The following is a 17,030-nucleotide window of genomic DNA, read 5'->3' as shown; positions in this document are numbered from 1 at the left end:
GGTGGCGGAGTTTTCCACACCCCCTGGGTTGTCCACAGGGCGCGTCTCGGGGCGCCTGCCGGGCGGCGGAGTGGGACATCGTGGAGGCAGTCCAGCTCGCTCGCTACACACAGGCGGTGCTCCTCATGTCCCTGATGATCGACAACCCGATCCGACGTGCGAACCGGCACCGGGCGCACGCGTTCCGGTCCCCGGCTCCCGCCCCCGCCCCTGCTCCCGCTCACTCGCTCTCCGCTCCCCCGTGGGCGGACGAGGAGACCTGGGACGAGGACGACACGGCCGCGTCCTCGGACCCGGCGTCGGGCCAAGCGTCCGCCCCGGCGTCCGGCCCGATCTCCGGCCCCGCGTCCGGCCCGATCTCCGGCCCGATCTCCGGCCTGACCAACGGCCCGACATCGGGCCCGGCCTACGCGTCATCGAACCTGTGGTGGGAACCGGCCCCTGAACCCCGGCCCGCGCCGGCTGTGCCGGTCCCCTCCTTCGGGACCCGCCCCAGCGACCTCCCCTGTGACGCCCCCTCCGTGCCGCCGACGCGTGCCGTCGCCGCGTTCCCGCCGATCCGGGCCGGCGGAGGGCGGCACCGGCTCCCCGCCGCGGTCCGGCGAAGGCCGGGGCCGATCGCGGCCGGGCTGATGGTGGCGGCGACCACCCTCGCCGCGGGGTCGCTGCGGAACCCGACCCCGCCTGCCACCACCCACACCACGGCCGGCGCCGCGCTGCACGACGGAACCGGGGGCACACAGGTACGGTCGCGTCCGGCTGGATGAACGTCCCCGCCTCAAGGGCCCGCAGATCCGCGAGGCCGGGCCTACGACCTGGGGAGCAATAGGGCTCGGGCACCCACCGCCGCAAAGTCGAAGGGCCGGGGCGCTCGGCCCCAGCCCTTTCGTGTCGACTCACTCCTGCCGACTGAACAGCTCGTCAGCTGCCGTGGTGCGGCGGGGTCTCCCGCCGGTACCAGGCCTCGTCCCGGCCCGATTCTCCGCCGCCCCAGCCGGAGTCGGTGTCGTCGCGGCTCGGCCGGCTCAGGGGGTCGTCGAAGACCAGCGCGGGGCGCCGGCTCTTCTCCTCGGCGGCGGGCACTGCCGCGGTGTCGTCTGCCATCCCGTCAGGATACGGCGCGGCGTCGGGGCTCATGCGGCCTCGAAGCCCGCATGGTCAGCGATCTTGCGCAGCTCGGCGAGTGCGTGCTTCTCGATCTGGCGGATGCGCTCGCGGGTCAGCCCGTGCTGCTTGCCGACCTCGGTGAGGGTGCGTTCGCGGCCGTCCTCCATGCCGTAGCGGGACCGGATGATCGACGCGGTACGGGTGTCCAGGCGACCGATCAGACCCTCCAGCTCCTCGCGGCGCAGCATCACCATGACGGCGTCCTCCGGAGAGGTCGCGCCAGTGTCCTCGACCAGGTCGCCGAACTGCGTCTCGCCGTCGTCGTCGACGGTCATGTTCAGGCTGACCGGGTCGCGGGCCCAGTCCAGGACGTCCTTGATCCGCTCGACCGTGGTGTCCAGCTCCGCCGCGATCTCGGCGTGGTCTGCCTCACGGCCCAGCTCCTTGGACTTCTCCCGCTGCACCCGGCGGATCCGGCCCAGCTCCTCGACGAGGTGGACGGGCAGGCGGATGGTGCGTGACTGGTCGGCGATGGAACGGGTGATGGCCTGGCGAATCCACCAGGTGGCATAGGTGGAGAACTTGAAGCCCTTGCCGAAGTCGAACTTCTCCACGGCGCGGACCAGGCCTGCGTTGCCTTCCTGGATCAGGTCGAGCAGCGGCAGTCCGCTGCGCGGGTAGCGGCGGGCGACCGCCACGACGAGGCGCAGGTTGGAGCGGATGAAGATGTCCTTGGCGCGGGCGCCGTCTGCGGCTATCGCGCGCAGTTCGTCCTCGCTCCCTCCAGCGGCGACCTCGCCGTTGCCCAGGAGGTGCTCGGCGAAGACGCCCGCCTCGATGCGGGTGGAGAGCTCGACTTCCTGGGCGGCGTCGAGCAGCGGGGTCCGGGCGATCTCGTCGAGGTACATGCCGACGAGATCGCGGTCGGCCTCACCGCTGGTCGGACGCGCGTTGCGGGTCCGGTCGGCCTTGTCGCGGACGACGGCACGGGTGGCCATGCGTACTCCCTCTCGGAGTCGGGTCGGGCCTCGCTGGCCCGTTCGTTGGCTGCCTTTCGTAACGATGTAACGACCAGATTCCGGACATCATTCCCAAGGGGGCGTTTCTTCTCCCGCCGTGCAGTATCCTGATGATTTTTTCATCAAATGCTGCGGAGCGTGTCCGGTCGATCACGGACGGGCGTCCTAGCGCTGTATACGCACCGACACGCCGGGCCGGCACGCGGTCTGCCATATGCCGACTGAGACGATTCTCCGCTCGGCCCTGGTTCCCCGCGCGTCGGCAGCGCGGAGGCACGAAAGTGAGGCACATGAACGGCGACGTGAGGGCGGGCGCGCAGGCGGAGCAGCGGCGCAGAGAGAGGTTGTGGGCTGCCACCGCGGGTTGTCTGCTGCCGTTCGGTCTGCTGCTCGCACTGGTCGTGGCCCGCTGGCGGCCCCTTCAGGACGTCGACTCCCGCTGGGTCCTCCGGCTCCACTCCACCGCCGTGCACCGGGCGGGCTGGGCGGCTTCCATGCGCACCGTCGCCGACATCGGCTCGCCGACCGTGCTGCGCGTGCTGCTCGCGGTGGTGATCGTGTGGCTGTGGCTCCGTGGAGCCCGGGTGACGGCCCTGTGGGCGACCGTGCTGGTCGCGGTCGAGGCGCTGCTGGAGGTCGTCGTGAAGGAGCTGGTGGGCCGGCCTCGGCCGTTGCTGCCCCAGCCGGTGGCGCAGGCGACCGGCTGGTCGTTCCCGTCCGGTCATGCGATGACTGTCGCGACGCTGTGTCCGCTGCTGGTTCTGCTGGTGTGGCCGCACGCCGAGCGCTGGGGCCGGGTGGCCGCTGTCGTGGCGTCCACCGCGATGGTGCTGGCGGTGAGCTGGACCCGGATCGGCCTGGGGGTGCACTGGCCCAGCGACGTGCTCGGCGGCTGGCTGCTGGCCGGAGTGGTCCTGTTCGGAGTGGCGGCATCGTTCGAGAGTCTGCGCCCGGGGCTGCGGGCACAGGATCTGGGTCGGCTGCGGCTGCGCTCCTCGCTCCGGGTGCAGTCCGCCACGGCACCGGACCCCGCCTCCCCGCCGCCGGAATGACGCGGTGACCTGCCGGGGCGAGCCGCCGGACGCGCTCGCCACCACCCGGTACCGGGTGGTGGCGAGCTGTCAGCCTGCTTGTGACTTGCCGCTTATGACGTGCTGCTTATGACTTGCTGCTTATGACTTGCAGTAGTACAGCTTCTGCGTACTGGCCGTGTCGGCCGTGCTGCTGGTGCTCGTCGTACTGGTGCTGCTCGCGCCGTACGCGGAGGGGCTGACCACGGTGCAGCTGGACTGGACGTAGGCAGTCGCGGCGGCGTTGGCCTGGCCGCCACCACCGCCCATGCCGCCTCCGCCGACGAGGACGTAGTGCAGCTTGCCGGAGGCGATGTACTCCTTGATCTGAGCCAGGCTCATGGCCGGGTCGCTACCGGTGAAGCCGCCCATCCCGATGGCGGCCTTGCCACCGCTCTGCAGGATGATCTCAGCAGCGGACTGGGCGCTGGAGGTGGCCACGATCCAGGTGGCGCCGTTCTGGTGCGCCTCCAGGTAGTTCAGCAGCGCGGTGCTGACACCGCCTCTGCCGCCGCCGATGCCTCCGCCGCCGGCGGCGCGGCCGGCGGCCGTACCACCGGCACCGGGCATGGCACCGGTCGGCAGCCCACCGCCGGCACCGCCGGGGAAGCCCTGACCGGACCCGCCGGACGCTCCTCCGGAGGCACCCCGGGCGCCGGACGGCAGCTGCCCGCCCGCCCCGCCCGGGAATCCGCCCTGGGTGCCGCCCGGGCGCTCACCGCTGCGGCCTCCGGCCGCGAAGCTCCTGCCGCCGCCGAAGCCGCCCATCCCACCACCCGTGGAGGGACCGGCGGTCGGGTTGACGCCCTGGGTGCTTCCCGCCGTGGCCGTTTCCGCCGCGTACGAGGCCGGGCCGGCCAGCAGGGCGACCAGCGCCGCCACCGCGCCGACCGTGAACAGCCGCCCGCTGATCTTTCCGAAGCGTCCCACCAGCAGGAAGACCACGGCCGCGACGGCGAGCACCGCGATCGTCGGCCACAGCCAGGCGTCGAACGTCGTCGTGCGGCGGAGCAGTACGACCGCCCACACCGCCGAGACCACGATGGCCAGCGGCAGCACCCACACCCAGGCCACCGAGCGCGAGCGGAACGCCCGCAGCAGGGCGGTGCCGCCGGCCCCGGCGAGGGCGGCGATGGAGGGGGCGAGCATGGTGGTGTAGTAGGGGTGGAAAGTGCCGGAGGCGAAGCTGAAGGTCACGTAGTGGACGAGCAGCCAGCCGCCCCAGAGCAGGTATCCGGCGCGCTGCATGTCCGTGCGCGGACGGCGTCCGCGCAGGACGATCCCCGCGACCAGGGCGATCGCGGCGAAGGGGATCAGCCAGGAGATCTGACCGCCGAGGATGTCGTTGAACAGCCGCCCCACGCCGGAGGCGCCACCGAAGTTGGCCCCTACCCCGACGCCACCCGCTCCGCCGTTGTTACCCGTGATACGTGCAAGACCGTTGTATCCGGTGACCAGGTCCCAGACGGTGTTCTTGGTGCTGCTGCCGATGAAGGGCCGGTCGCTCGCGGGAATGGAGTCGACGACCACCATCCACCAGCCGCTGGAGACCGTCAGGGCCACACCCGCGACCAGCACGTTCCGCACCCGCTTCAACACTCCGCCCCTGGCCGCGAAGCCGTAGGCGAGGAAGAAGGCGGGCAGGACGATGTACGCCTGCAGCATCTTGGTGTTGAAGGCGAAGCCGACCAGGACGGCGCTCCAGACGAGCGGCAGGAGCTTGCCGCTGCGGATCGCCTCCAGGCAGAACCAGGCGGCGGCGACGCTGAGCAGCACCAGCACCGGGTCGGGGTTGTTGTCGCGGGTGATCGCGACGGTGATCGGGGTGAGGGCGAGGACGAGCCCGGCGACGGTCGCGGCGGCGTGGCCGAAGCTGCGCCGCACCGCGCTGTAGAGGATGCCGACGGAGGCGATGCCGCAGGCGGCGATGGGCAGCAGCATCTGCCAGGTGCCGAAGCCGAAGGCACGGCAGGAGAGCTCCATCAGCCACAGCGCGAAGGGTGGCTTGTCCACGGTGATGAAGTTGCCGGAGTCGAGCGAGCCGAAGAACATCGCCGACCAGCTCTTGGTACCGCTCAGCACGGCGGCCGAGTAGTAGGAGTTGGCATTGCCGTTCTGGCCGAGACCGTAGACGTAGACGGCGGTGGCGAGCAGCAAGATCCCCCAGAGCGCAGGTCGGGCCCAGCGCGGGGCCTGTTCGCGTCCCAGGAACAGCCGCTGGAGCCAGGAGCGGCCACCGGGCCTGGCGTGGCCGACGCCGGTCGCGGGTGGGGAGGAGACGTGGACGCTCATCGGTGCTTCAGCTCCTGGGGCCGGGTCTGGGAGGTCGGGGAGGTCTGGGGGGTGTGGGAGGTGTGGAAGTTGGGCTGGGAGTTGGCGGCTGCGTGGCGGGCCTGGTGGCGTTTCGGGTTGAAGACCCAGACCCGCATCAGCAGGAAGCGCACGACGGTGGCGAGAGCGTTCGCCCCGACCAGCGCGGCGAGTTCGGCGAGGTGCGAGGCACCGGGGGCGGCGGCCTTGACCACGGCGAGGGTCGCGGTACTGAGCACCAGGCCGATCAGGAAGGCGATGCCGCCCTCGACCTGGTGCTTGAGCGCGTCCCTCGATCCGGTCACGCCAAAGGTGAAGCGCCGGTTGGCGGCGGTGTTGGCGATCGCGGTGACGAAGAGGGAAAGCCCGTTGGCCACGACGGCGGGCGTGAGTTGACGCAGGACGAGATAGAGCGCGAGGTAGGCGACAGTGCTGAGGACGCCGATGACCGCGAAGCTGGAGAGCTGCCAGCGCATCGCGGGTGGCAGCTGGGCCTGCTGGACGCGGGGCGGCACCGGCAGGCGGGTGGCCCCGGACAGGGCCTTGCGGGCGACCCTCCACATGCCCTTGAGGTCGTCCTTGACGGTCCGGACGATGTCGACGCGGCTGTCGGGGTCGTCGACCCAGTCGACCGGGACCTCGTGGATCCGCAGGCCGCTGCGCTCGGCGAGCAGCAGCAGCTCGGTGTCGAAGAACCAGGTCTGGTCCTCGACGGAGTCCAGCAGGGCCTTGACCACGTCCGTGCGTCCGGCCTTGAAGCCGCACTGGGCGTCGGAGAACTTCGCCGCGAGAGTGGTCCGCAGCATCAGGTTGTAGGTGCGGGAGATGAACTCGCGCTTGGGGCCGCGGACGACCGCCGAGCCGCGGTGCAGGCGGCTGCCGATGGCCAGGTCGCTGTGACCGGAGAGCAGCGGTGCGACCAGTGGCAGGAAGGCGTCGAGGCCGGTGGAGAGGTCCACGTCCATGTAGCTGACGACGTCGGCGTCGCTGGTACCCCAGACGTGGCGCAGCGCCCGACCGCGTCCCTTCTGGTCGAGATGGACCACACGGACGTCCGGCAGCTCGGCGGCGAGGGCGTCGGCGACCTGCCAGGTCGTGTCGGTGCTGGCGTTGTCGGCGATGGTGATCTGGAAGCGGTACGGGAAGTTCTCGACCAGGTAGGCGTGCAGCCGCCGGACACTCTGGGCGAGGACGTGCTCCTCGTTGTAGACGGGGACGACGATCTCGACCAGGCGGGCGCGGGCCGGCGCAGTGGCCTGAAGGGCGGGCTGTCCCGCCAGCGCTGTCGTTTGGCTCATGACAGACACCGTTGGCCACCGCGCTGTGCGGAAGCTGTGCCCGACATAGGGCGGAGGTGAGAGTCCGGCCGAACGGTGCCCGGGCCGCAGCCGTCAGCTCGGCGGGCGCAGCTGTCCCTTCAGTACTTTTCCCGAGGCGTTGCGGGGCAGCTCGGTGACGAAAGCGACCTCGCGCGGCACCTTGTAGTTGGCCATCTCGCGCCGGGACCAGGCGATCAGCTCTCCGCCCGCGTCCGCCTCGGGAGGGCGGCTCGGTACGACGAACGCCTTGCCGACCTCGCCGAGGCGCGGGTCCGGGACGCCGACCACCGCCACGTCCGCGACCAGGGGGTGCCGGGCGAGCACCCGCTCGATCTCGGCGGGGTAGGCGTTGAAGCCGCCGACGGTGAACATGTCCTTGAGCCGGTCGGTGATCCGCAGGTTGCCCTCGTCATCGAGCATGCCGATGTCGCCGGTGCGCAGCCAGCCGTCGCTGGTGAACGCGGCCTCGGTCTCGTCCGGGTCCTCGAAGTACTCGCGCATCACCGTGTAGCCGCGTACCTGCACCTCACCGGGGGTGCCGACGGGCAGCTCCTTGCCGTCGGCGCCCTCCTGGCCGGCCTCGGCGATGCGGACGGTCACGCCGGAGACGGCGCGGCCGGAGGTGGCGGCGATCAGTCCGGGGTCGTCGCCGCGGCGGCACATGGTGACCAGTCCGCAGGACTCGGTGAGGCCGTACGCGGTGAGGACGGAGCGGAAACCCAGCTCCTCGCGGATGCGGGTGACCAGTTCCAGCGGGACCACGGCCGCGCCCGTCACGGCGAGCCGCAGCGAGCGCAGGTCGTACCCGGCGCGGGCCGGGTGGTCCAGCAGCGACTGGTAGACGGTGGGCGCGCCGGGCAGCACGGTGACCTTCTCGGCGGAGACCTTGGCGAGCACGGCCTCGGCGTCGAAGACGGGCTGCGGCAGGATCGTCGCCCCGCGCATCAGTGCGGCGAGGACTCCGGCCTTGTAGCCGAAGGTGTGGGTGAAGGGGTTGACCACCAGGTAGCGGTCGCCCTCGGTGAGTCCGGCGATGTCGGCCCAGGTGGAGAAGGCACGCAGGGACTGGGCGTGGGTGGTGACGGCGCCCTTGGCACGACCGGTGGTCCCGGAGGTGAACATGATGTCGGCGGGGTCGTCGGGTTTGACGGCGTCGGCGCGCTCGCGGACCGCCCGCTCCGGGACGTCCCCGGCGGCGGCGAGGAAGCCGCGCCAGTGCTGGAATCCCGCTCCGGCTTCGCTCCGCTCGCCGAGGACGACGGCGGTGCGCAGCTCGGGAAGGTCGCGCAGCGGTGTCCGGCGCCCGGTGCCCCCCGCTGCCGCCCGCAGCGCGCTGACATAGCTGACCCCGAGGAAGGCGTCGGTGACGAAGAGCAGTTCGGCTCGGGTGCGGCCGAGCAGCTCGACGGCCTCGGCGCCCTTGAGCCGGGTGCCCAGGGGGACGAGTACGCCCCCTGCGGTGACCGCCCCGAGCGCGGCGACGACGTAGTCCGGGGTGTTGGGAGCCCAGATCGCGACCCGGTCGCCGGGCCTGACGCCGGCCGCCATGACGGCGGCGGCGGCGCGTTCGACCCGTACGCCCAGCTCGCGGTAGCTCAGCCGGGTGCGCGGCCCGACCACGGCCTCGCTCTCGCCGTGGCGGGCGGCCGCCGCCCGCACCAGCCGCGGGATCGTGCCCCACTCCAGGTCCCCTCGCACGGCACCCTCCGCTCGTAGGCCATCACGCCCGCATGACGTCTCGTCAGATTAGAACGGCTGCGGACTTCCGGCCAAGACTCCTGCCACCTATTCTGACGGGACGTCAGATTCGCGGCGCTCGGGGGAATCCATGCTCAAGGACCGTACGGCGATCGTCGGCATCGGACAGACCCGCTTCGCCAAGCGCCTCGACGAGTCCGAGAAGACCCTCGCCTGCCGAGCCGTGCTGGCCGCCCTCGACGACGCCGGAATCGACCCCGCCGAGGTCGACGCCCTCGCCTCATACACCATGGAGGAGACCGACGAGGTCGAGCTCGCCAAGTCCATCGGCGCCGGCGACATCACCTTCTTCAGCCGGACCGGTTTCGGCGGCGGCGGTTCCTGTGCCACCGTCGCCCACCTCGCCATGGCCATCGCCACCGGGCAGGCCGCCGTCGGCGTCGCCTGGCGGGCACGGAAGCGCGGCTCGGGCATCCGGCCCTGGACCAACACCAGCGTGCAACTGCCCACTCCCGCGCAGTGGACCCGCCCGTTCGGGCTGCTCCGCCCGGCCGACGAGATCGCCATGCTCGCCCGCCGCTACATGCACGAGTACGGCGCGACCCGGGACCACCTCTTCAACGTCGCCCTGGCCTGCCGCAACCGCGCCAACCAGAACCCGGAAGCGGTCATGTACGACCGGCCGCTGACCCGGGAGATGTACATGGACTCGCGCTGGATCTCCGAGCCGCTGTGTCTCTACGACAACTGCCTGGAGACGGACGGCGCGCTGGCCTGCGTGGTCGTCGGCGCCGAGCGCGCACGCGACTGCCGCCGTACCCCGGTGTACGTCCACTCCGCCGCGCAGGGTCTGCCCGCGCAGCACCACGGCATGGTCAACTACTGGAACGACGACCCGCTGACCGGCCCCGCCTGGACCGCCGCCCGGCAGCTGTGGAAGACCGCCGACCTGAGCCCGCACGAGGTCGACGTCGCGCAGATCTACGACGCCTTCACCCCGTTGATCCCGCTCTCGCTGGAGGGCTACGGATTCTGCGGGCGCGGCGAGGGCGCGGCCTTCACCGAGGGCGGGGCGCTGGAACTCGGCGGCCGGCTGCCGATCAACACCGCGGGCGGCGGCCTCTCCGAGGGGTACGTGCACGGGTTCAACCTGATCAACGAGGGCGTTCGGCAACTCCGCGGCACCTCCACCGCACAGGTTCCCGACGCCGCGACCTGTCTGGTCACCGCCGGGGAGGGCGTCCCCACCTCAGCCCTGCTGCTGCGCACCTGAAGGAGTCACAGATGCCGCCATCCGTCGCCGGAAGCGTCACCGTCACCGAGGCGGTCAACTCCGCCGGGGGCCTCGCGGACGGCCTGCTGCTGCCCTGGCCGGACGCCGACGGCGAGCCCTTCTGGCAGTACGCGCTGCGCGGCGAACTGCGCGTCCAGGCCTGCGCCGACTGCGGGCTGCGGCGCTTCCCGCCCCGGCCCTGCTGCCCGCGCTGCCACAGCTTCGCGGACGACTGGCAGCCGACCTCCGGGCGCGCACGGATCTGGTCCTTCGTCATCGCGCACCCACCGCTGCTCCCCGCCTACGCCGAGTTCGCCCCGTACCCCGTCGCCGTGGTCGAACTGGACGACGACCCCGGCATCCGCCTCGTCGGGACGCTCATCCCGTCCGTGCGCCGCCCGGACGCCCCGTGGAACGCGGTGCCGACCTCCCGGCTGCGGATCGGCGCACCGGTGCAGGCTGTGTTCCAGACCGTCGCACCCGGCGTCGCCGTGCCCCGCTGGGCCCTGCTCACCGGGTGACGCCGGCCGTGCCCTCAGACCGACCGGTCTTGGTTCCGCCCGGTACGATGCTCCGCATGACGTGGCTGATCACAGGCGGAGCAGGCTTCATCGGGGCGCATGTCGTGCGCGCCATGGTCGAGGACGGCCGCGCCGTCGTCGTCCTGGACGACCTCAGCACCGGCGATCGGGAGCGGCTTCCGGCCGAGGTCCCGCTCGTCGTCGGCTCGACGCTCGACCGCCCCCTGCTCGACCGTGTTCTGACCGACCACGGGATCACCGGCGTGCTGCACATCGCCGCCAAGAAGCAGGTCGGCGAGTCGGTCGAGCAGCCGCTGCGCTACTACCACGAGAACGTCGAGGGCCTGCGGGTGGTCCTGGCCGCGGCGGCTGACGCGGGCCTGCGGCGTTTCCTGCTCTCGTCCTCCGCCGCCGTGTACGGGATGCCGGACGTGGACACGGTCACCGAGAGCACACCCTGCGCGCCGATGAGCCCGTACGGCGAGACCAAGCTCGTCGGCGAGTGGCTGGTACGCGCCGCCGGGCGCGCACACGGCATGGGGACGGTGTCCCTGCGCTACTTCAACGTGGCCGGTGCGGCCACCCCCGAACTGGGCGACCCCGGCATCTTCAACCTGGTCCCGATGGTCTTCGAGCGGCTCAGCGCCGGGAAGCCGCCGCTGGTCTTCGGAGCGGACTACCCCACCCCGGACGGCACCTGCGTCCGCGACTACATCCACGTCGCCGACATCGCCACCGCCCATGTCGCCGCCGTCCGCCGGCTGGAGGCCGACCCGGACGGCACCGAACTCGTTCTCAACATCGGCCGCGGTGAGGGTGTGTCCGTCCGCGAGATGCTCGACGTCATCGGCCGGGTCACCGGACTCGACGCGAGTGGCGAGATCGTCGCCCGACGGCCGGGCGACCCGGCCCGCGTCGTCGCGTCGGCGGAGCTCATCGCCAAGGAGCTGGGCTGGACCGCCGAGCACGACCTGGAGGACATGATCACCTCCGCCTGGGCCGGCTGGCAGCTGCGGCACCCGTAGGCCAAGCCCGGCAGGCCCCGGACCGGCAGGCCCCGGACGGGCAGGGGCGGTCCGGCAGGGGCGGTCCGGCCGAGTTCAGTCGCGGGCGGTCGCCGTGCCCCGGGCGGCGTCGAGGGCGTAGACGCAGCGGTCCTTACTGCAGGCGAAGACCCTGCCGTCGGCGGCGACCGGGGATCCGGTGATCTCGCCACCGGTGTCGAGCTTCCAGCGCAGGCGGCCTGAGGCCAGCTCCAGGGTGTGCAGGGAGTGGTCCCTGCTGCCCAGGTGGACCAGCCCGCCGGCGGCGGCCGGGGCCCCGGTCAGCTCGCCGCGCGCGCTGTAGCGCCAGAGCTCGCCGCCCTGGCGGGCGTCGAAGGCGTACACCGTGTCGGCGCTGCCGACCAGCACCGCACCGTCGGCCAGGACCACCGGGTCCACGCCCTGGCGGCCACCCGTGCGGGCCCGCCAGCGCAGAGCGCCGGTGGCTGCGTCCAGGGCGAAGACCGCGCCGAGGTAGTCGGCGACGAACACGCCGCCCTGCTCGTCCGGCGTCGGCGGGGTGAACAGCACCACCGGGGCGTCGAAGCGCCAGCGCTCGGCGCCGCTCGCCTCGTCGAGGGCCAGCACCCGGGCACCCGAGGTGACGTACAGCACACCGTGACGCAGCACGGGTCGGGACGGGACGTCCTCGCCGACCGGGTACGACCAGCGCGGGTGGCCCGTCGTCAGGTCGGCCGCGCGCAGCCGGCCGCCACCGTAGTAGTACACCGAGTCACCGACCACGCAGGGGCCCGACTGCTGGCTCTCGTACTCCTGCTGTGCGTCCCCGGCCTGCCACATCGGGCTGCCGTCGATCGCGGAGCGCACCTGGACTCCGCCGCCGCGGGTCCCCGCCACCAGAGCGCCGCCGCCGGTGTCGAGGGAGTAGGTCCAGCCGTCGAGCTGGGTGCGCCAGCGCTCGGCGCCGTCGTCGGCGGAGAGGGTGAACAGGTTGGGGCCGTCGGCGGCGTGGACCTGGCCGTCGGCCACGGACATGGCCCAGGCCACGTCGAGGGACTTGAAGCGGCGGCGCCCGGTCGCGATGTCGAGGGCGTGCACCTCGAAGCTGGTGATGTAGAGGACACCGCCGCTGACCTGCGGCGTGCCCCAGACGTCGTTGGACATGCGGAAGCGCCAGGGTCGCCAGCGCGAGCTGGTTGTGGGCGGCGCGGCCGACGACACCGGTGCTGACGGCGTGGAGGACGACGCCGAGGACGACGCCGACGGCTCGCCCTGCTGCGGGACCCGGCGCACCCAGCCGGTGCCGGGGGGCGGCACCGGGTCGCCCTGTGCCTGGCCGCCGTGCTCGCCCGCTCTGACGCCTGGACCGATCGCGACCGAGCCGCCGACCAGTTGCACCACCGGGTTGGGGGCGGTGAGATTGGCCGCGGCGGCTCCGGGCCGAGCCGCGGGGTGGCCCCCGGGGTGGAGGGCCTCGACGTCCGCCGCTCCGGCGTGCCGGCGGCTCCCGCCCGGGTAGACCTTCTTGGTCGGCGGGTGCTCGTCGGGCGGAGCAGCGGACGGGGCCGAGGGGGAGGCCCCGGGCGCGGGGTGCGAGGTCCGCGGATCGAGGCTGACCGGGGCAGCGGCGGCGGGAGCCGGTACCGGAGCGGGCGCCGCTACCGGCAGATGGGCCGGGGCGGACTGCAACCCTGGCCCGGGGCCCGCACCGGCCGCCGCCAACCCGCCCGGGTACCCGGCGACCGCGGACGGGGCAGCGCTGCCGCGCCGCCCGCGCCGACGGTCGATCAGCTCCAGTGCGACCGGTGGCAGCCAGTCCCGCGAGTCGTCGTCCCCGTCGCCGTTGGAGAAGAGGTGCGGCGCCAGCTCGGCCTGGATCTGCGCCGGCGTCAGCCGCCGCTCCGGCGCGGGACGCATACAGGCCTTGACCAGCGGAGCCAGGTCCGGCGCCAGGCCGGACAGGTCAGGGGCCTCGCGGAGCAGCATGAAGACCGTCTCCACCGGGTTCGACCCGTGGTACGGCGCATGTCCGGTGGCCGCGAAGACCAGCAGCGATCCCAGCGAGAACACGTCGCTGGCACCGGTGACGCTCCGGCTGTCGCGGGCCTGCTCCGGCGACATGTACGCGGGGGTGCCCACCGCGACGTTCGTCATGGTGAGCCGGGTGTGGGAGACCCCGGCCGCGATGCCGAAGTCGATGACCCGCGGTCCGTCCTCGGTGACCAGGACGTTGGACGGCTTGAGGTCGCGGTGGACCAGCCCGGCGGCGTGGATCGACTGAAGCGCCTCCGCCGTCCCGGCGACCAGCCAGCGCACCGCGTCGACGGGCATCGGACCGCACTCGGCGACCAGGTCCTCCAGCGAGGGTGCGGGAATGTAGGCAGTGGCCAGCCAGGGCACGGGCGCGTCGGCGTCCGCGTCCACCACGGCGGCGGTGTAGAAGCCGCTGACGGTGCGTGCGGCCGCGATCTCGCGGGCGAAGCGCACCCGGAACAGCTGATCTTCGGCCAGCTCCGCCCGCACGGTCTTGATCGCGACCCGGCGCCCCGCCGAGGACCGGGCGAGGTAGACCAGGCCCATTCCGCCCGCTCCGAGGCGTCCGAGCACCTCGAAGGGCCCGATCCGCCTGGGATCGTGCGCCGTCAGCTGGTCCACGTCCTCAGCCACCTCCCCGTCATGCCACGTACGCGCCTGGACCGCGCATGGTTCGCTGCGCCTGATTGTCCAACGTCGACCCGTGCCGGGGCCAACCCGCCCCGAAGAATCGTTCCCGTCCTCCGGCCCGGCCCCGCTCCACCCCGCCCGGCCCGGCTCCGGCCCCCACTCAGTACGCCATGCGTGGGGCGGCTTTCGGCCGTGTCGCCTGCCTGATCCAAAAATCGGTGCAAGAGCGTTAGATTGACGATCTGACGTGTCCGGCGGTGGCAGCGGCGCAGAGGAGGCGTGACATGGCTGATACGGCGGGGCAGCTTGTCCCCGTACTGGAGGAACTGCTCGGGGCGGAGCTTCCGCTCAGGCTCCGGACCTGGGACGGCACGGAGGCCGGGCCGGCCGGCGCGCCCGTGCTGGTACTGCGCAACCGGCGGGCGCTCCGGCACCTGCTCTGGCGTCCGGACGAGCTGGGCCTGGCCCGGGCCTATGTCTCGGGCGACCTGGAGGTGGCCCCGGACAGCGACCTCTACGACGTGCTGGGCTCCCTGGCGCGGCTGACCGAGCAGACCCAGTCGTTCACCCTGCGCGCGCACCCGAGGGACCTCTTCGGCCCGCAGGGCCGCCGGCTTCTGCGCACCGCGGTGGGCACCGGCATGATCGGCCCGAGGCCGCCACTGCCGCCGGAGGAGGCCACCCGTCAGAAGCTGACCGGGAGCCGACACTCGCTGCTGCGGGACCGCAAGGCCATCAGTCACCACTACGACGTGGGGAACGACTTCTACCGGCTGGTCCTCGGCCCGTCGATGGTCTACTCCTGCGCCTACTGGCCGACCGGCACGACCAGCCTGGAGCAGGCGCAGGAGGCCAAGCTCGATCTGATCTGCCGCAAGCTGAGCCTGCGTCCCGGCATGCGGCTGCTCGACGTGGGCTGCGGCTGGGGGTCGCTGCTGCTGCACGCCGCGGAGCACTACGGCGTGCACGGGACCGGCATCACCCTGTCCGGCGAGCAGGCGCGGGGCGCGCAGCAGCGGATCGGCGAGGCCGGGCTGTCCGACCGGCTGACGATCCGGCTGCAGGACTACCGCGAGGTCGACGACGGCCCGTACGACGCGATCGCCAGCGTCGGCATGGCCGAGCACGTCGGTACGGAGCAGTTCCGACGCTATGCCGCGGTGCTGTTCGGTCTGCTGGCGCCGGGCGGGCGGCTGCTGAACCACCAGATCGCGCGCCGCCCCAACCTCCCCGGAGAGTCGTACCGGATGAGTCCGTTCATCCACGCGTACGTCTTCCCCGACGGCGACCTCTCCCCCGTCGGCAACACCGTCAGCCTGCTGGAGGAGGCGGGATTCGAGGTCCGCGACCTGGAGTCACTGCGCGAGCACTACGCGCTGACGCTGCGTGCCTGGGTCGCCAACCTGGAGAGCGACTGGGACCGGGCGGTGAAGCTGTCGACGCTGGGCCGGGCCCGGGTGTGGCGGCTCTACATGGCGGCCTCGGCGCTGGCCTTCGAGCAGAACCGGATCGGCGTGAACCAGATCCTGGCCGTGCGCACCGGTTCTGACGGCGGCAGCGGCCTGCCCCCCACCAGGGCCGAGTGGCTCGGGGCGACGGCCGGCGAATCCACCGGTCCGTCAGTCTGACGGACCATTCAACTGACTGCCGAATAGCGCGGAGATCTTGCCACGGTAAACTGACGGCATGACAGGACAAGTTCGCACCGTCGACGGGCGTGTCGCCGGGCGACGCGGGCAGGCGACGCGGCAGAAGCTGCTCGAATGCCTTAGCGAGATGCTCAGCACATCGCCCTACCGGGACGTCAAGGTCATCGACGTCGCCCGGATGGCGGGTACCTCCCCCGCAACGTTCTACCAGTACTTCCCCGACGTCGAGGGCGCTGTCCTCGAGATCGCGGACAGTATGGCCCGGGAAGGCGCCGCCCTCAAGGACCTGGTCGCCGAGAAGTCGTGGGCCGGCAAGGCCGGCTACCAGACGGCTGAGGAGCTGGTTGACGGCTTCCTCAACTTCTGGCGCGACAACGAGGCCATCCTGCGTGTGGTGACGTTGGGATCGGCGGAAGGGGACAAGCGGTTCTTCAAGATCCGCATGAAGATCCTCAACGCCGTGACCAACTCGCTCACCGACTCCCTGAAAGCCCTCCAGGAAACTGGGAAGGCGGACAAGTCGGTCAGCGCACCGGCTGTCGCCGGCTCTCTGGTGGCCATGCTGGCCGCCGTCGCGGAGCACCAGAAGGGCTTCGACTCCTGGGGCGTCAAAGCCAAGGAGCTCAAGCCCAACCTGGCCCTCCTGGTCTACCTCGGTATGACCGGAAAGAAGCCGCCCAAGTAGCGGACCCAGCACCAGCCAGCACACGTCAGTACCCGTCAGCACCAGCCCAGGGATGCACCCCGGCCGCCTGTCCGGCCGGGGCCGGCTCCACGGTGTCGGGCGTACCTCGGGGGAGGTACACCGGTATGAGTCTCGCTCCCACGTCCACTCAAGGGCGGTCCTCCCTTCACGGGAGGACCGCCCTTCGCTTACGCCCCGGCGCGCTCCTCCGCCGCTTGCGGGAACAGCCGGAAGACGCGGATCTGCCGGTCGATCCTGGCCTGGTACGTGGCGTACGGGGGCCACATCCGCAGCAGCGCCGCCCACGCCTCGGCGCGTTCCTCTCCCTCCAGCAGCCGGGCCGTGACCTGGACCTTCCGGCCCTTGTGCTCCACCAGCGCCTCGGGCCTGCCGAGCAGGTTGCCGGTCCAGGCGGGGTGGTCGGTGCGGCCGAAGTTGCTGCCGACCACCAGGAAGGTGCCGCCGACCTCGGGCAGGCAGGCGAGCGGCGCCACTCGCGGCTCGCCGCTGCGGCGACCTGTCGTCGTCAGGAACAGCGACGGCAGCATGTACTGGCTGAGCATCACCTTGCCGCCGCTGACCCGGTGCACCGCCTTGTCCAGCCGAGGCAGCAGGTGCGGCGCGATCCTGGCGAAGGTCACCGAGGAGGACACCTTCTGGATGACGGCCTCCTGGCGGGAGCGTGGCGGTCGGGGGGTCGCTGTCGCCATG

Annotated in this window: 14 protein-coding genes; 7 read left to right on the top strand and 7 right to left on the bottom strand. The window is 72.0% G+C overall.

Annotated features, from left to right (window positions below):
• The first annotated feature begins 80 nt into the window (after positions 1–80).
• Entirely contained in the window at positions 81–767 is a 687-nt protein-coding gene (locus ABIA33_RS04940; RefSeq protein WP_370077455.1) for a hypothetical protein, read from the top strand.
• Positions 768–921: 154 nt separating this feature from the next.
• Here the strand turns inward: ABIA33_RS04940 and ABIA33_RS04935 are convergent, their stop codons facing one another.
• Positions 922–1,104, bottom strand: coding sequence for a hypothetical protein (locus ABIA33_RS04935; protein ID WP_370077453.1), 183 nt, complete (start codon positions 1,102–1,104; stop codon positions 922–924).
• A 29-nt stretch (positions 1,105–1,133) separates the two neighbouring features.
• Complete coding sequence (locus ABIA33_RS04930) at positions 1,134–2,105, bottom strand: sigma-70 family RNA polymerase sigma factor (protein WP_370077451.1); 972 nt, start codon at positions 2,103–2,105, stop codon at positions 1,134–1,136.
• A gap of 311 nt (positions 2,106–2,416) precedes the next feature.
• Between ABIA33_RS04930 and ABIA33_RS04925 the strand changes: the two genes are divergently transcribed.
• The gene (locus tag ABIA33_RS04925) at positions 2,417–3,178 is read left to right on the top strand and encodes a phosphatase PAP2 family protein (RefSeq protein ID WP_370077448.1); all 762 of its coding nucleotides are present in this window, start codon (positions 2,417–2,419) and stop codon (positions 3,176–3,178) included.
• Positions 3,179–3,298: 120 nt separating this feature from the next.
• Here ABIA33_RS04925 and ABIA33_RS04920 read toward each other — a convergent pair whose 3' ends face one another.
• From ABIA33_RS04920 to ABIA33_RS04910, 3 genes are all read right to left on the bottom strand, one after another.
• Positions 3,299–5,488 carry an ArnT family glycosyltransferase gene (locus tag ABIA33_RS04920; protein ID WP_370077446.1) on the bottom strand — a complete coding sequence of 730 codons (2,190 nt, stop codon included), beginning with the start codon at positions 5,486–5,488 and terminating at the stop codon, positions 3,299–3,301.
• A complete protein-coding gene (locus ABIA33_RS04915; protein ID WP_370077444.1) occupies positions 5,485–6,804 on the bottom strand; it encodes a glycosyltransferase in 1,320 nt (439 codons plus the stop codon). The genes ABIA33_RS04920 and ABIA33_RS04915 overlap by 4 nt, the downstream gene beginning before the upstream one ends.
• 93 nt (positions 6,805–6,897) lie before the next feature.
• Positions 6,898–8,523 carry a FadD3 family acyl-CoA ligase gene (locus ABIA33_RS04910; RefSeq protein ID WP_370077441.1) on the bottom strand — a complete coding sequence of 542 codons (1,626 nt, stop codon included), beginning with the start codon at positions 8,521–8,523 and terminating at the stop codon, positions 6,898–6,900.
• Positions 8,524–8,653: 130 nt separating this feature from the next.
• On the opposite strand from ABIA33_RS04910, the gene ABIA33_RS04905 reads away from it, so the two are divergent.
• The 3 genes from ABIA33_RS04905 to galE are packed head-to-tail and all read left to right on the top strand — an operon-like array spanning position 8,654 to position 11,342.
• On the top strand, positions 8,654–9,796 hold the full coding sequence (locus ABIA33_RS04905; protein WP_370077439.1) for a lipid-transfer protein: 1,143 nt from the start codon (positions 8,654–8,656) through the stop codon (positions 9,794–9,796).
• Positions 9,797–9,807: 11 nt separating this feature from the next.
• On the top strand, positions 9,808–10,317 hold the full coding sequence (locus tag ABIA33_RS04900) for a Zn-ribbon domain-containing OB-fold protein (RefSeq protein ID WP_370077437.1): 510 nt from the start codon (positions 9,808–9,810) through the stop codon (positions 10,315–10,317).
• A 56-nt stretch (positions 10,318–10,373) separates the two neighbouring features.
• Positions 10,374–11,342 (top strand): UDP-glucose 4-epimerase GalE, encoded by a 969-nt coding sequence (galE, locus tag ABIA33_RS04895; protein WP_370077435.1) that lies wholly within the window; start codon positions 10,374–10,376, stop codon positions 11,340–11,342.
• A gap of 75 nt (positions 11,343–11,417) precedes the next feature.
• Here galE and ABIA33_RS04890 read toward each other — a convergent pair whose 3' ends face one another.
• Positions 11,418–13,988, bottom strand: coding sequence for a PQQ-binding-like beta-propeller repeat protein (locus tag ABIA33_RS04890; RefSeq protein WP_370077433.1), 2,571 nt, complete (start codon positions 13,986–13,988; stop codon positions 11,418–11,420).
• Positions 13,989–14,269: 281 nt separating this feature from the next.
• On the opposite strand from ABIA33_RS04890, the gene ABIA33_RS04885 reads away from it, so the two are divergent.
• Together ABIA33_RS04885 and ABIA33_RS04880 are read left to right on the top strand one after the other, a co-directional pair.
• The gene (locus tag ABIA33_RS04885; RefSeq protein ID WP_370077430.1) at positions 14,270–15,613 is read left to right on the top strand and encodes a class I SAM-dependent methyltransferase; all 1,344 of its coding nucleotides are present in this window, start codon (positions 14,270–14,272) and stop codon (positions 15,611–15,613) included.
• Between the two features lie 58 nt (positions 15,614–15,671).
• On the top strand, positions 15,672–16,319 hold the full coding sequence (locus tag ABIA33_RS04880; protein WP_370077428.1) for a TetR/AcrR family transcriptional regulator: 648 nt from the start codon (positions 15,672–15,674) through the stop codon (positions 16,317–16,319).
• Between the two features lie 188 nt (positions 16,320–16,507).
• On the opposite strand, the gene ABIA33_RS04875 is transcribed toward ABIA33_RS04880, so the two are convergent.
• Positions 16,508–17,029 carry a nitroreductase/quinone reductase family protein gene (locus ABIA33_RS04875; protein ID WP_370077425.1) on the bottom strand — a complete coding sequence of 174 codons (522 nt, stop codon included), beginning with the start codon at positions 17,027–17,029 and terminating at the stop codon, positions 16,508–16,510.
• Between the last annotated feature and the right edge of the window lies 1 nt (position 17,030).

It is taken from the genome of Streptacidiphilus sp. MAP12-16, assembly GCF_041262165.1.
GTDB lineage: Bacteria > Actinomycetota > Actinomycetes > Streptomycetales > Streptomycetaceae > Streptacidiphilus.
The sequence above is the reverse complement of the archived record's forward strand: the minus strand, read 5'-3'. Positions and strand labels throughout refer to the sequence as shown.